The organism is Stenotrophomonas sp. YJH_SMC_64 (assembly GCF_059371375.1).
In genome coordinates this window covers 148,822-161,422 of the sequence record NZ_JCAFUN010000008.1, presented here as the reverse complement: position 1 = coordinate 161,422, position 12,601 = coordinate 148,822, and the positions used below count along the sequence as shown (strand labels likewise).

The 12,601-nt window shown below is 67.0% G+C and carries 15 protein-coding genes; 8 read left to right on the top strand and 7 right to left on the bottom strand.

The genetic code is table 11. From position 1 onward, the window contains the following. The first annotated feature begins 303 nt into the window (after positions 1-303). On the top strand, positions 304-1,278 hold the full coding sequence (locus AC5P9L_RS10490; protein WP_012480803.1) for an RluA family pseudouridine synthase: 975 nt from the start codon (positions 304-306) through the stop codon (positions 1,276-1,278). Between the two features lie 385 nt (positions 1,279-1,663). Here AC5P9L_RS10490 and zupT read toward each other — a convergent pair whose 3' ends face one another. From zupT to AC5P9L_RS10475, 3 genes are all read right to left on the bottom strand, one after another. Beyond that, positions 1,664-2,473 carry a zinc transporter ZupT gene (gene zupT / locus AC5P9L_RS10485; protein WP_005410317.1) on the bottom strand — a complete coding sequence of 270 codons (810 nt, stop codon included), beginning with the start codon at positions 2,471-2,473 and terminating at the stop codon, positions 1,664-1,666. 98 nt (positions 2,474-2,571) lie between these two features. Next, the gene (locus tag AC5P9L_RS10480) at positions 2,572-2,988 is read right to left on the bottom strand and encodes an energy transducer TonB (protein WP_111150986.1); all 417 of its coding nucleotides are present in this window, start codon (positions 2,986-2,988) and stop codon (positions 2,572-2,574) included. After that, entirely contained in the window at positions 2,985-3,335 is a 351-nt protein-coding gene (locus tag AC5P9L_RS10475; RefSeq protein WP_005410315.1) for a 4a-hydroxytetrahydrobiopterin dehydratase, read from the bottom strand. Before AC5P9L_RS10475 ends, AC5P9L_RS10480 begins: the two co-directional genes overlap by 4 nt. Positions 3,336-3,425: 90 nt before the next feature. Between AC5P9L_RS10475 and AC5P9L_RS10470 the strand changes: the two genes are divergently transcribed. Beyond that, positions 3,426-4,025 (top strand): NfuA family Fe-S biogenesis protein, encoded by a 600-nt coding sequence (locus AC5P9L_RS10470; protein ID WP_005410314.1) that lies wholly within the window; start codon positions 3,426-3,428, stop codon positions 4,023-4,025. Positions 4,026-4,035: 10 nt separating this feature from the next. Further along, entirely contained in the window at positions 4,036-5,802 is a 1,767-nt protein-coding gene (locus tag AC5P9L_RS10465; protein WP_227416063.1) for a hypothetical protein, read from the top strand. A 104-nt stretch (positions 5,803-5,906) separates the two neighbouring features. Here AC5P9L_RS10465 and AC5P9L_RS10460 read toward each other — a convergent pair whose 3' ends face one another. Together AC5P9L_RS10460 and AC5P9L_RS10455 are read right to left on the bottom strand one after the other, a co-directional pair. Then, positions 5,907-6,320 carry a barstar family protein gene (locus AC5P9L_RS10460; protein ID WP_032129660.1) on the bottom strand — a complete coding sequence of 138 codons (414 nt, stop codon included), beginning with the start codon at positions 6,318-6,320 and terminating at the stop codon, positions 5,907-5,909. Beyond that, complete coding sequence (locus AC5P9L_RS10455; protein ID WP_111101752.1) at positions 6,320-6,772, bottom strand: guanyl-specific ribonuclease; 453 nt, start codon at positions 6,770-6,772, stop codon at positions 6,320-6,322. The genes AC5P9L_RS10460 and AC5P9L_RS10455 overlap by 1 nt, the downstream gene beginning before the upstream one ends. Positions 6,773-6,993: 221 nt before the next feature. Between AC5P9L_RS10455 and AC5P9L_RS10450 the strand changes: the two genes are divergently transcribed. Then, complete coding sequence (locus tag AC5P9L_RS10450; RefSeq protein WP_060381159.1) at positions 6,994-7,605, top strand: superoxide dismutase; 612 nt, start codon at positions 6,994-6,996, stop codon at positions 7,603-7,605. A 118-nt stretch (positions 7,606-7,723) separates the two neighbouring features. Here AC5P9L_RS10450 and AC5P9L_RS10445 read toward each other — a convergent pair whose 3' ends face one another. Then, entirely contained in the window at positions 7,724-8,572 is an 849-nt protein-coding gene (locus AC5P9L_RS10445; protein WP_032965923.1) for an endonuclease/exonuclease/phosphatase family protein, read from the bottom strand. Between the two features lie 164 nt (positions 8,573-8,736). Between AC5P9L_RS10445 and AC5P9L_RS10440 the strand changes: the two genes are divergently transcribed. Both AC5P9L_RS10440 and AC5P9L_RS10435 read left to right on the top strand, forming a co-directional pair. Beyond that, positions 8,737-10,302 (top strand): POT-type proton-dependent oligopeptide transporter, encoded by a 1,566-nt coding sequence (locus AC5P9L_RS10440; RefSeq protein ID WP_005413967.1) that lies wholly within the window; start codon positions 8,737-8,739, stop codon positions 10,300-10,302. A 7-nt stretch (positions 10,303-10,309) separates the two neighbouring features. Beyond that, positions 10,310-10,936: a rhomboid family intramembrane serine protease gene (locus AC5P9L_RS10435; RefSeq protein ID WP_005410307.1), complete on the top strand. Its 627-nt coding sequence runs from the start codon at positions 10,310-10,312 to the stop codon at positions 10,934-10,936. A gap of 55 nt (positions 10,937-10,991) precedes the next feature. Here AC5P9L_RS10435 and AC5P9L_RS10430 read toward each other — a convergent pair whose 3' ends face one another. Next, positions 10,992-11,153, bottom strand: coding sequence for a hypothetical protein (locus AC5P9L_RS10430; RefSeq protein WP_005413966.1), 162 nt, complete (start codon positions 11,151-11,153; stop codon positions 10,992-10,994). 209 nt (positions 11,154-11,362) lie between these two features. Here AC5P9L_RS10430 and AC5P9L_RS10425 point away from each other — a divergent pair, with 209 nt between their 5' ends. Together AC5P9L_RS10425 and AC5P9L_RS10420 are read left to right on the top strand one after the other, a co-directional pair. Beyond that, on the top strand, positions 11,363-11,665 hold the full coding sequence (locus AC5P9L_RS10425) for a GNAT family N-acetyltransferase (RefSeq protein WP_005410305.1): 303 nt from the start codon (positions 11,363-11,365) through the stop codon (positions 11,663-11,665). Between the two features lie 37 nt (positions 11,666-11,702). After that, positions 11,703-12,584, top strand: a complete 882-nt coding sequence (locus tag AC5P9L_RS10420; protein ID WP_005410304.1) for a DUF3298 and DUF4163 domain-containing protein — start codon at positions 11,703-11,705, stop codon at positions 12,582-12,584. Positions 12,585-12,601 lie beyond the last annotated feature (17 nt).

The window sequence follows — 12,601 nt, the reverse complement described above, 5'->3', positions numbered from 1 at the left end:
TTCCAGCGCTACGACACCACGGCAGGCCGCGGGAGCGCTTCACTCTTATGGTTTTTGGGTGTTGCAGGGCCGCAGGCAGCTGTCAGCCAGGCTGGAGCGCCACGCGGGACATGTTCAGCACGGTTGCGTGTCAGGCATCCGGCGATGGCCGGGAAGGCCGGTGAGCCGCTAACATGGCCGCCCCGCGGGCGGTGGTCGCGCACTGTGCCGGATTCGTCGGAAGCTGGGCTTCTGGCCCTGAGTAACTTCCAACGAAATCAATCCCTTATCTCGCCCCCCGAGTGTAACAGAATAAACAGCCTGATGACCGCCCAAGACCCCACCAAGCCCGCTGGCGACAAGCCTTCCGTGCGCATGATCACCGTTCCCGCCGACCGCGCCGGCCAGCGCCTGGACAACTTCCTGCTCGGCCAGCTGAAGGGCGCCCCGCGCAGCCTGGTCTACAAGCTGGTGCGCAGTGGCCAGGTACGGGTGAACGGCGGCCGCGCCAAGGCCGAGCGCAAGCTGGAGGCGGGCGACGAAGTGCGCGTGCCGCCGGTTCGTCTCACCGAAGAGGGAGACAAGGTGGGTCCCCCGGAGGCATTCATGCGCCGGCTGGAGCAGGCCATCGTCTTCGAGGACGCGCGCCTGCTGGCCCTGAACAAGCCCACTGGCGTGGCCAGCCACGGCGGCAGCGGCATCAGCTTCGGCGCCATCGAGACCCTGCGCGCGCTGCGCCCGGGGCAGACCCTGGAGCTGGTCCACCGGCTGGATCGCGACACCTCGGGCCTGCTGATCGTGGCCAAGAAGCGCTCGGCGCTGAGCGAACTGCAGGCGCTGCTGCGTGAAGACCACGGTGCCGGCATCCGCAAGCGCTACCTGACCCTGCTGGCCGGACGCATGCCCGACGGGGTGATGACGGTCGATGCGCCGCTGCATGTCGGCCTGCGCCAGGGCGGCGAGCGCCATGTGCAGGTCAACGCGATCGGCAAGGAATCGATCAGCCACTTCCGGGTGCTGGAGCGCCGCGGCGGCCATTCCTATTGCGAGGTGCGCATCGAGACCGGCCGTACCCACCAGATCCGCGTGCATGCCCAGCACCTGGGTCATCCGGTGGCCGGCGACGACAAGTACGGCGATCCGGCGGTCAACAAGCGGCTTCGTGAGCAGATCGGGCTGAAGCGTCTGTTCCTGCACGCGGCCTCGCTGGAGTTCGCGCTGGACGACGGCAAGAGCCCGTATGTGCTGAACGCGCCGCTGGCCGATGAGCTGGTCGAGGCGCTGGATCGGCTGCGCTGACGGCAGTTCGGCGGCGCCGGGCGCTTGGTCGGTGCCATTCGCAGCGCTCAGACACCCGCGCCTCTTCGCCCTCGCCGGACCTGCGGTGCTCGGCTCGCTACAAGGCGGACCCGGACATCCGCAGCGTAGGCCCATACCCGCACGCAGCCTTTGTAGACTCGAGTCGTACTCGACTCACGCGCGCAGCGCGCGCTTCGCTCTTCAATCTTTTCATCGCGCGGCTGGCGTGCACGGAAGAATGACGGGGCACGGGCGGGGCCGGCTTGCAGGGGTGTCTGCGGCATGGATGCCGCGGACACCCCTGCAAGCCGGCCCCCCCCGTGACCTCTCGATACTGCGGAACGTGCCAGCCGCGAGGGGGCTCAGCCCGTTGGCCGGGAACCCCTCACCACTTGAACAGCACCAGACTGATCGCCAGGGTGCCCATGCCGGCCACCAGGCCATATACCGTCTCGTGGCCCTTGGCATAGCGCTTGGCTGCCGGCAGCAGCTCGTCCAGCGCCAGGAACACCATCACGCCGGCGATCAGTCCGAACACCCAGCCAAACGTGGCGTGCGACAGCGATCCTGACAACAACCAGTAGCCCAGCACCGCACCCACCGGCTCAGCCAGGCCGGACAGCAGGCTGGCACTGAACGCATAGAACTTGTTCTGGGTGGCGAAGTACACCGGCACCGCGATCGCGATGCCCTCGGGAATGTTGTGGATGGCGATGGCGAAGGCCAGCGGCATGCCCACCGACGGGCTTTCCAGCGTAGCGAAGAAGGTCGCCAGGCCTTCCGGGAAATTGTGCGCGGTGATCGCCACCGAGGTCAGCAGCGCGACCCGCTTCAGGTACTCGCGGCTGTTCTCGCGGAACGCAGGGTCCTGTTTGTCCAGGCTGTCATGCGGATTGGGAATGAAGTGATCGATCAGCACGATCACGATCACGCCGGCCAGGAAGGCCAGCGTGCCGTAGGTGAAGCCGGTGCGCTCGCCATAGGCCAGGGCGAACGATGCGATGGATTTGTTGAGGATTTCCGATAGCGACACGTAGACCATCGCGCCGCCGGCGAAGGCCAGGCCGAACGCCAGCAGGCGCGGATTGGGGCGGCGCGAGAACAGCACCAGCAGGCTGCCGATGGCAGTGGCCAGGCCGGCCGCGAGGGTGACCGCCAGTGCGATCCAGACATTTTCGGGGGGAATCTGCAGCATGTACCGACGCGGTCCTGGTCAACAGACAGCCGCCCCGGATGAGCCCGGGGCGGGGAGGGCGAGGCGGGCGTCGGCTGGCCTCGTCGGGGCGCGCGCGATCAGCCGCCGCGGCGCAGGCGTTCTTCGATGGCGAAGCACTGATCGGGCTTCGGCTGCGGCGGGTTGAAGCTGACCGGCACCTGGATGGTGGCCGGCACGGCAGCGCCGTTGCGGGTGGCAGCCTTGAACTGCCAGCCCTGAACGGTCGTTTTGGCCAGTTCGTCCAGCTGCGGGTTGCCGGCGCCGGTCAGCAGGGCGACCTCGCTTGGCTTGCCGTCGGTGCCGATGGTCACCTTGAAGGTGCTGGTGCCGCCTACGCCCATGCAGGCCAGTTCAAGCGGGTACTGCGGTGGCGGCGTCTTCACCGCGGCCACTTCGGTCGGCGGCGGCGGCGGTGGTGCCGGCGGTTCCGACGGGCCACAACCGGCCAGGCCGGTCGCAGCAATCAGGGACAGGCTCAGCAAGCGTACGTTCATGGCAGTTGCTCCGTCAGGGCCGAAGTCTTCGCAGCGCAGATGAAGTCGTTCTCGCTCAGGCCGCCCACGTCGTGGGTGGAAAAGCGCACCACAGCGCGGTCGTAGTGCACGCCCAGGTCCGGATGGTGGTCCTCGCGGTGGGCAATCCAGGCCAGCGCGTTCACGAAGGCCATGGTGGCGTAGTAATCCTTGAAGCGGAAGGTGCGCGTCAGGGCCTGTCCGCCCTCGCTCAGCTCCCAGCCGGGAATCTGCGGCAGCAGTTCGGCCAGGCGGGCTTCGCCGAGCTTGTGGTCGCTGCCTTTGCGCGGCACGCAACGGGCCTGGGCCAGTGGAATCAGGTCGGCCATGGGAATCTCCACCTCGTGTTGACTGAACAATGCGCCGGACGGTGTATAAATCGAATGAGCGGCTGACGCTTACTTGGCTAGAATAGCCTGATGATCCAGATCTCCGACACTGCCCAGACCCATTTCCGCAAGCTGATCGAACGCGAGGGCGTGCCCGGCATGGGTGTGCGCTTGAGCGCGGTCGATCCCGGCACCCCGCGCGCCGACGCCCGGCTGGAGTTCGCCGAACCGACCGACCTGCTCGGCGACGAGTGGGCGGTGGACTGCGATGGTTTCACGCTCTACGTTGATGCCGGCAGCGTCGGTTGGCTCGATGGCGCCGAGATCGACATCGTCGCCGGCAGTGCCGGTACCCAGCAGCTGACCATCAAGGCGCCGCGCATCAAGGGCGAAGCGCCCGGCGATGCCGCCTCGCTGGTCGAGCGCGTGCACTGGGTGGTGGAAAACGAAATCAATCCGCAGCTGGCCTCGCATGGCGGCAAGGTGGCCGTGCAGGAAGTTTCGGCCGAAGGCGTGGTGCTGCTGCGCTTCGGTGGCGGTTGCCAAGGCTGCGGCATGGCCGACGTGACCCTCAAGCAGGGCATTGAAAAGACCCTGATGGGCCGCGTGCCGGGCGTGACCGCCGTGCGCGACGCGACCGACCACGACAGTGGCCACGCGCCGTATATCCCTCGCGGCAACGCCGCCTGATCGCTGACGCGTGCCTCTGACCCGGGCCGAGCAGTTCATCGACCTGCTGCTGGCCCGCCAGCAGCCCAGGGCCGTCCTTGAGAAAACCACGCGCCTGCCGTATGGCTGGGCGCTGTGGCTGCGCTCGCTCGGTCCGTTGCCGCGGCCGCTGCACGCCAGCGAGTTGATCGCGGTGCTGCTGCCGCGTCCGCTGCCGGGGCCACCCGGGCAGTTGCCCCGGTTGTCACCCTTGCAAGCGTTGCGCCGTCTGTTCTGGCAGGACTGGGATGCTGCGCCGCGCGACCAGCGCTGGATGCGTTGGGTCTCGGCCTTGGCCAGTGCGCTGCTGCATCTGCTGTTCTTCATGCTGCTGCTATGGGTGGCAGTGATCCGCACCTCGGCACCGGAAGAACAAGGCGCCGAGGGCGAGCGCGTGCAGGTGGAGTTCGTCGGTCGCGCTACCCGGGAGGGCGGTGGCGATCAGCCAGGTGCGGAAGCGGCGGCCGCTGCACCGCCGGGCCAGGTTGCAGCTGGCCAGAACGCAGGGGCCGCAACGGCGCCTGAGCCGCGTCCGGCGTCCGCGTCGGCAGCTGCGTCCGCACCCGCTCCGGCTGCAGTGGCCAGCGTGCCACCGCCGCCCGCCGAATCCGAGCCGGCGCCGGTCGCGGCACCGCCGCCGTCTCCGGTGCAGGCCACCGAAGTAGCCGAGGCCAGTGCGGATTTCGTGGTGCCACCTGTCAGCGTGCCGCGCACGGAGATCAGCATCGTGCCGCGCGACACGGTACCGACGGTGCGCGAGCGCAGCGTGCAGCCGGTGCAGGCGCCGCCGGCCCCGGCCGCACTGCGTGCGCCGGAGATCGCGGTGCGGACGCCGCAGCTGCGTGACATCCCGGTGCAGGAGCGTGAAATCAGTACGGTCGATGCACCGGCGATATCGCAGCCGCTGCGCACGGCCGATGTACAGGTCCGTGTGCCGCAGCGCGATGTGCAGGTGCGCGAGCGCGAAGTGCAGGCCGTGGTCGATCCGCAGGTACGGATGGCTGCTGTGGCCGGGCGCGAGCCGACCGTGCGTGCGCCGGCAGGCCGTGACCTGCAGGTGCGCGAGCGCGAAGTTGCGTCGGCACCCGCGGCGGCGCCTTCAACGTCCAGTGGCAGCGCGCCAGCGGCAACGCCCGCGCCTGCGGCCAGTAGCACTGCAACCCAGGCCAACAGCAGCACGCCACGGCCATCCGCCTCCAGCACGACACCGGCCCAGGCCGGCGCGCGTCCGGCTCCCAACCCGGGCAACTGGGCTACGCCTGCCAAGGGCGACGACTGGGGCGCGTCGAGCCGCAACCACGACGGCGCCAGCAGGGGCGCAAGCCAGGCCAGTGCCGCCGGCAAGGGCAATGGCCTGTTCAATGCCGACGGCAGCGTGCGCGTGCCGGGGCAGGAAGGTGGCGTTCACGCCGAACGTGGTGCCCCCGGTGGCGCCAACGATGGCTGGAGCAAGGAGCGCATCGCGCAGTCTGGCACCTGGTTGAAGCGACCGCCGTACGATTACACGCCGACCTCGTTCGACAAGTATTGGGTGCCGCAGGAATCACTGCTGGCCGAATGGGTGCGCAAGGGCATCAAGTCGATGGAGATTCCGTTGCCGGGCACCGGTACGAAGATCTCCTGCGTGATCTCGATCCTGCAGGCGGGTGGCGGCTGCGGCCTCACCAATCCGAACATGCAGGACCAGCCGGCGGTGGCACGGCCGCCGCCGGACATTCCGTTCAAGAAAGAGCTGCAGGAAGATAACGGGAGCCGCTAGGCAAGGCGCGCGCGCCACACGCTGGCCGGCTCGCGTTTGGGTAGGTGCCAACCTTGGTTGGCACAGGAACGCCGACCAAGGTCGGCCTCTACCAGGGCATTGCCCTACGCGCTCTGCGACAGGAACACCCAGAACGGCACGTCGCGGCCGACCCAGTCGCGGCTGGCTTCGTCCATCACGTCCAGCAACGTGTCGAAATCCTTCTGTGTGGAGGCGCGCAACGTATCCACGTCGGCCAGGAACAGCGCGTAACCGTTGGCCGGCAGCCATTGCAGATCACGCAGGTTGTCCGACAGTGCATCCCAGTTGCCACCGAAGCCAGCCGGGAAATCCAGCTGCGCCGCCAGCCGGGCGAGCAGGGTGCGCTTGTCGGCCACGCCTTCCAGGTCGATGCGGATCACCTTCAGGCCGGCATCGCGCATCGCTGCGGCCAGTGCGCCGATGTCGTCGCTGTCGATGGCGTAGACGCCGGCATTGTTGATGTCATGCAGGCCGAGGCCGAAATCATCGTGGCTCATCACTGCGCTCCCTGGGCCGGTACGGTGAAGCTGCGGAACGATTCGTAGTGGTCGTCGGTGTAGTACCACGCCTCCGGCGGATCGCCGCCGGTGACGATGCGGCGCGTGCCACGGGTGCGCGCGCCGGGGGTGTCCACGGTGTATTCGCGGTAGTAACCGCGCGGACGCTGCGGCAGCTGCTGTTCGCGGTTACCGAAGGTGCTGCCATCCTGGCGGTGCGGGAACGGCCCGCCGCGCTGGATCAGCGCGATCGTCTGCAGGGCTTCGGCGGGCAGGAAGGCGGGCAGACCGTTGCCCTTGCCGGGCGTGGCCGTGGCCGGTGCGCGCGCGGCAGGCGCACCCTGCAGGTCCGGCGCGAACTGCGGCGCCGGCGGGCGCTGCATGAAATGGTTGACGACCAGGCCGAGCAGCAGCAGGGCGATGGCGGTGATCAGCAGCCGGGGGTTGCGCATGGGCAAGGAAGCGGGCGAGGGTGGTGCTCGCACTGTAGCGCCTGCGCGCTGCACGGTGCATGAGGACGGCGCCGCGTCACCGCTGCGTAACAATTGCCGTCGTGCTCACCGGCAGGACGCAATTTCCTTTACATCCCCCTTGGTAATCTGGCGGTCTGTCCCCATCATTCACCGCGCAACGCCCGACACCGTCGGGTGCCCTCGCAATCAGGAGATGCATCATGGCCTATACCCTGCCCAAGCTGTCCTACGCCTACGACGCGCTGGAACCGCATATCGATGCGGCGACGATGGAAATCCATCACACCAAGCATCACCAGACCTACATCAACAACGTCAACGCGGCGCTGGAAGGCACCGAGTACGCTGACCTGCCGGTCGAAGAACTGGTGAAGAAGCTCAAGTCGCTGCCGGAGAACCTGCAGGGTCCGGTGCGCAACAACGGTGGCGGCCATGCCAACCACTCGCTGTTCTGGACCGTGATGGCACCGAACGCGGGCGGCAACCCGGTGGGCGACGTGGCCAAGGCCATCGACAAGGACCTGGGCGGCTTCGACAAGTTCAAGGACGCCTTCACCAAGGCAGCGCTGACCCGTTTCGGCAGCGGCTGGGCCTGGCTGAGCGTGACTCCGGACAAGAAGGTGGTGGTCGAGAGCACCGGCAACCAGGACAGCCCGCTGATGGAAGGCAACACTCCCGTCCTCGGCCTGGACGTGTGGGAACACGCGTACTACCTGAAGTACCAGAACCGCCGCCCGGAATACATCGGCGCGTTCTTCAACGTCATCGACTGGAACGAAGTCGAGCGCCGTTACCAGGAAGCGATTGCCTGATCTGCGTCGCTGGATGAAATGAAGAGGCCGGGGGAGACCCCGGCCTTTTTGTTTTCCGCATTGGTAGTGCCGGCCGCTGGCCGGCAGCCCTGGAATGCCGGCCAGCGGCCGGCACTACCTATTCGGCCGTGGCCGTATCGCCCTGCAGGCGCAGGGTGGCCATTACGCCCAGACGCAGGCCCGGCAGGTCACCGTCGGCCGGCAGCAGGATCGGCTGCTGGCGGATGCCGCCGAAGTGCTTGACCTGGAACAGCACGTCCAGGCCATGACCACTGGCGCCACCGCCGCTGGCCGCCGGCGGCTCGGGGCGGCCGCCCGGATTGCGCCGGGCCGGCTGGAACCCCGGGGTACTGCGCACGAGCTCGACGGTAGTTGCCGAGAAATCACCGGCGATCAGGCTGGGCATGCCCTCGGCGGTGGCGCCGATCCAGGTCATCAGGTCGCTGGTCTGGTGCTGGCGGGCAGTGGCCTCGTCCGGGTCCGGGCGCAGCCGTGCCACATAGATGTTGACCAGCGCCTGGCCCAGCTTCAGCCGCATCATGCCGGCGGCGCTGAAGGTGCCGGGTGGGTGCAGCAGGGTTACGCCATCCTCGCTGACCGGCAGCCGGGTCAGCATCGCGTTGCCATGCCGCAACGGCTGGCTGGGCGGATCGGCGGTAACGAAGTCGCAGCTGTAGCGCAGCCGGCTGGCCAGCCAGCAGGCCGGATTGCGGCCCTGCTGCTGCAGCACCTGCTGTACGGAGATCACGTCCGGCTGCAGCTCGGTGAGCAGGTGCGCCACCTGTTCGCGGCGCTGCTTCCACTGCGCATCATCGCGGCTGGGCAGTTCCAGCGCGGCCACGGTCAGCTGCCGGGGCTCGGCCTCACCGCTGGCGGCGGCCGGTGCCTGCGGCCGCGCCTGTGCCTGCAACGCCAGCAGCAGCACGAGACAGCTGAGCAGGAGACGGGCGTGGGCGAGGGGGCGCATAACGATAAGTTTACGCTTTTGTCGTGCAGGTGCCGTGACTTCCGGCATGTAGTGGCGTTGCCTGCCACGGATTGGCACCGTTGTCATGCAGCCCTGCAGCGTGCTTCGCAAGCCCTGCTTCCGGTAACCTTGGCGCCTTTCGCTTTGCAGGATTGCCTTACAGGATGAGCCACGACGCAGTTGCCCCCATCGCCGGCCAGGGAAAGATGCCGCGCCAGATCCCGTACATCATCGGCAATGAGGCCTGCGAGCGGTTCAGTTTCTACGGGATGCGCAACATCCTGGTGCAGTTCCTGATCACCTCGCTGCTGCTGCAGGAAATCACTGCGGAAGGCCGTGCCGGTGAAGCCAAGGACATCATGCACAGCTTCATGATCGGCGTGTATTTCTTCCCGCTGCTCGGAGGCTGGCTGGCCGACAGGTTCTTCGGCAAGTACCACACCATTCTCTGGTTCAGCCTGGTCTACTGTGCCGGCCATCTGTGCCTGGCGCTGTTCGAGAACAGCCGCGAGGGCTTCTTCCTCGGCCTGGGCCTGATCGCGCTGGGTGCCGGTGGCATCAAGCCGCTGGTGGCCTCGTTCATGGGCGACCAGTTCGACCAGAGCAACAAGCACCTGGCCAAGATCGTTTTCGACGCCTTCTACTGGATCATCAACTTCGGCTCGCTGTTCGCCTCGCTGCTGATCCCGCTGGTGCTGAAGAACTGGGGCCCGCAGTGGGCGTTCGGCATCCCGGGCATCCTGATGTTCATCGCCACTTTCGTGTTCTGGCTGGGTCGCAAGCGCTACGTGCTGGTACCGCTGCCGCCGAAGGACCCGCATTCGTTCGCCAACGTGGTGCGTACCGCACTGACCACGCGCGTGGCCGGCCAGGGCCGTCCGGGCCTGGTGATCGCCGTGCTCGGCCTGGTGCTGGCAGCGGCCTCTTTCGGCCTGGTCGGCTCGCTGGGCATCGTCATCTGCCTGTGCCTGGCGCTGGTGTCGATCCTGGCGGGCATCGGCGGTGGCACCTGGCTGCAGCTCGATCGCGCCCGTGGCCAGCATCCGGCCGAAGCGGTTGAAGGCGTGCGCTCGGTGCTGCGCGTGCTGGTGATCTTCGCGCTGACCACGCCGTTCTTCTCGCTGTTCGACCAGAAGGCCTCGACCTGGGTCCTGCAGGGCCAGCAGATGCAGATGCCGAGCTGGTTCACCGCCTCGCAGATGCAGGCGCTGAACCCGCTGCTGGTGATGATCCTGATTCCGTTCAACAACCTGGTGCTGTACCCGGCCCTGCGCCGCTTCGGCTTCGAGCCGACCGCGCTGCGCCGCATGACCGCCGGCATCGCCTTCAGCGGCCTGGCCTGGATCGTGGTCGGCGGCATCCAGGTGGTGATGGACGGTGGCAATGCCATGTCGATCTTCTGGCAGATGCTGCCGTATGCGCTGCTGACCTTCGGTGAGGTGCTGGTCTCGGCCACCGGCCTGGAGTTCGCCTACAGCCAGGCGCCGCAGGCGATGAAGGGCGTGGTGATGAGCTTCTGGAACCTGACCACCACCATCGGCAACCTGTGGGTGCTGCTGTCCAACGCTGCTGTGCGCAACGATGCGGTGACCCACAAGATCGCCAGTACGGGCCTGAGCGAGGCGGCATTCCTGATGTTCTTCTTCGCCGGTTTCGCCTTCGTCGCGGCGTTGGCCTTCGGTTGGTACGCGAAACGCTATCGTATGGTCGACAACTACCGTAGCGCCTGAGCCTGACATGACCCCCGTCAATCTGCTGTTGATCGCCATCACCGCCCTCCTGTCGTGGATGGCGTTCAACAACCGCAAGCTGGCCGACCGCCTGATCCTGTGGCCGCCGGCCATCGACCGTCACCGCCAGTACGACCGGCTGGTGACCTATGGCTTCATCCACGCCGACTGGTCGCACCTGATCTTCAACATGATCACCCTGTTCTTCTTCGGGGGATTCATCGAGAGCGTGATGGTGCAGCTGACCGGCAGCTACCTGACCTACCCGGCGTTCTACATCGGTGCGCTGCTGGTCTCGATCCTGCCCAGCTACCTGAAGAACCAGAAGAACCCGAACTACCTCAGCCTGGGCGCGTCCGGAGCGGTGTCGGCGGTGTTGTTCGCCTTCATCCTGATCAAGCCGTGGTCGATCATCCTGGTGTTCTTCATCCCGGCACCGGCCATTGTCTATGCCGCGTTCTACGTGGGCTACAGCATCTGGATGGACAAGCGCGGTGGTGATCGCATCAACCACAGCGCCCACCTGGCGGGCGCGGCGTTCGGTGTGATCTTCATGCTGGCCATGCAGCCGAGCATCTTCACCCACTTCCTGCGCGAGCTTTCCAACCCGACCTTCCGTCTCGGCGGCGGTTGAGGGGCTGGGGTCGGATCCACTGGATCCGACCCCGGGGGCAGGGACCCGCTCCTGGTCAGGCGCGGGTCTGCTGGCCGTAGGTGTCCAGCAGGCGGGCGAATACCTCTTCGCCGATGCGCTGGAAATCCTGATCTTCGGTCTGCCCTTCCACCGCCAGCTGCAGCAGGCCCTCCAGCAGGGCGCGGTCGGTGTCGGAATGGGAATCGCTGGGGTGCATCGGAGCCTCCGCGGTGGTGCGCATGATCAACGGTCGCAAGGGCCGTGCCAGCATGGCCGTACCCCTCCACAGGCGATAGCGGCCGTCCTCGCTCCAGCTTGAGGGTCGAAAACTGACGTGAATGGATTGGACTTGCCCCTGTTCAGGCTTCACGCGATCATGGCGCCCGGCTGCGCACCATCCACGCAGTCGCCGCAGGAGACAGTTCCATGGCTTCGGTCACGCCCCCCGGTCTGGCCTATGAGGTCGAACACGACCTGGCCAACCATCGCTTCACCGCCCGTGTGCGCGGACAGCTGGCGGTGCTCGATTACCAGATCAAACGCAGGCGCATGGTCATCACCCACACCGAGGTACCCGAGCCGATTGCCGGCCGTGGCATCGCAGGTGAGCTGACCCGCGTGGCACTGCGCTTTGCCCGCGAGCAGAAGTACAAGGTGGTGCCGGCATGTTCCTACGCCGAGGCCTTCCTGCAGCGGCACGAGGAGTACCACGACCTGCTCGCTGGCTGAATGCCAGCGGGCCACGCTTCAGCCATGGCAGGCGATGATGTACAAACATGAACAGGGGATCCCGATGAAGATTGGAAACAACCGGCCATTGCACGGCAGCGTGCTGGCCGGCGTGGTGGGCGTGCTGTTGCTGGCCGGTTGCCAGCGTGAAAGCGAGCCGGCACCGGCGACCGACGCGGCCCCCGCCGCCGAGGCCACTGCCGCAGGTGAAACGCCGGCCACGGAAGCGCCGCTGGACCTGCGCGACGTGATCGAGAACAACGAGCGCGAAGTGGTGGGCATCAGCTACCCGGCCGGCATCGATCGCTACCCGGGCCTGGCGCGCGCGCTGCAGAACTACGCAACCAGCGCACGCAGCGACCTGCAGCAGGCATTGGACGGGCTCGGCAATGACAAGCCGACCATGCCCTACGAACTGTCGCTGAGCTTCGAGAAGCTGCTGGAAACGCCGCAGCTGGTGGTGGTCAGTGCCGATGGCAGCCGCTATACCGGTGGCGCCCACGGCGAGCCGCTGGTGGCGCGTTTCGTGTGGCTGCCGGCGCAGCAGCAGATGCTCAGTGCCGACAAGCTGGTGGCCGATGCCAAGGGCTGGAAGGCGATCAGTGATTTCGTCGCCGACCAGCTGCGCGAACGCGTGGCCACCCGCCTCAGTGGCGAGGACATGGACCCGGCCCAGCTGCAGGAATCGCTGCGTAACGCATCGCGCATGATCGCCGACGGTACCGGCCCCCAGGCCGACAATTTCAGCCAGTTCCAGCCGCTGACCAACGACAAGGGGCAGATCACCGCGCTGCGCTTTGTTTTCCCGCCGTACCAGGTGGGTCCATACTCGGACGGCACCCAGACCGCCGACGTACCGGCGGCGGTGCTGTTGCCGCACGTGGCCAAGGACTACGTGGAGCTGTTCGCACGCGGTTGACCGCAGTCGAGGAGGTG

Excerpts from the sequence above, each read along its gene's own strand:
- AC5P9L_RS10420 (WP_005410304.1), top strand. The coding sequence starts at position 11,703 with ATGTACAAACATGAACAGGGGATCCCGATGAAGATTGGAAACAACCGG.
- AC5P9L_RS10475 (WP_005410315.1), bottom strand. The coding sequence starts at position 3,335 with ATGGCCGACCTGATTCCACTGGCCCAGGCCCGTTGCGTGCCGCGCAAA.
- AC5P9L_RS10480 (WP_111150986.1), bottom strand. The coding sequence starts at position 2,988 with ATGAACGTACGCTTGCTGAGCCTGTCCCTGATTGCTGCGACCGGCCTG.
- AC5P9L_RS10470 (WP_005410314.1), top strand. The coding sequence starts at position 3,426 with ATGATCCAGATCTCCGACACTGCCCAGACCCATTTCCGCAAGCTGATC.
- zupT (WP_005410317.1), bottom strand. The coding sequence starts at position 2,473 with ATGCTGCAGATTCCCCCCGAAAATGTCTGGATCGCACTGGCGGTCACC.
- AC5P9L_RS10450 (WP_060381159.1), top strand. The coding sequence starts at position 6,994 with ATGGCCTATACCCTGCCCAAGCTGTCCTACGCCTACGACGCGCTGGAA.
- AC5P9L_RS10445 (WP_032965923.1), bottom strand. The coding sequence starts at position 8,572 with ATGCGCCCCCTCGCCCACGCCCGTCTCCTGCTCAGCTGTCTCGTGCTG.
- AC5P9L_RS10435 (WP_005410307.1), top strand. The coding sequence starts at position 10,310 with ATGACCCCCGTCAATCTGCTGTTGATCGCCATCACCGCCCTCCTGTCG.
- AC5P9L_RS10490 (WP_012480803.1), top strand. The coding sequence starts at position 304 with ATGACCGCCCAAGACCCCACCAAGCCCGCTGGCGACAAGCCTTCCGTG.
- AC5P9L_RS10430 (WP_005413966.1), bottom strand. The coding sequence starts at position 11,153 with ATGCACCCCAGCGATTCCCATTCCGACACCGACCGCGCCCTGCTGGAG.
- AC5P9L_RS10460 (WP_032129660.1), bottom strand. The coding sequence starts at position 6,320 with ATGAGCCACGATGATTTCGGCCTCGGCCTGCATGACATCAACAATGCC.
- AC5P9L_RS10455 (WP_111101752.1), bottom strand. The coding sequence starts at position 6,772 with ATGCGCAACCCCCGGCTGCTGATCACCGCCATCGCCCTGCTGCTGCTC.
- AC5P9L_RS10440 (WP_005413967.1), top strand. The coding sequence starts at position 8,737 with ATGAGCCACGACGCAGTTGCCCCCATCGCCGGCCAGGGAAAGATGCCG.
- AC5P9L_RS10425 (WP_005410305.1), top strand. The coding sequence starts at position 11,363 with ATGGCTTCGGTCACGCCCCCCGGTCTGGCCTATGAGGTCGAACACGAC.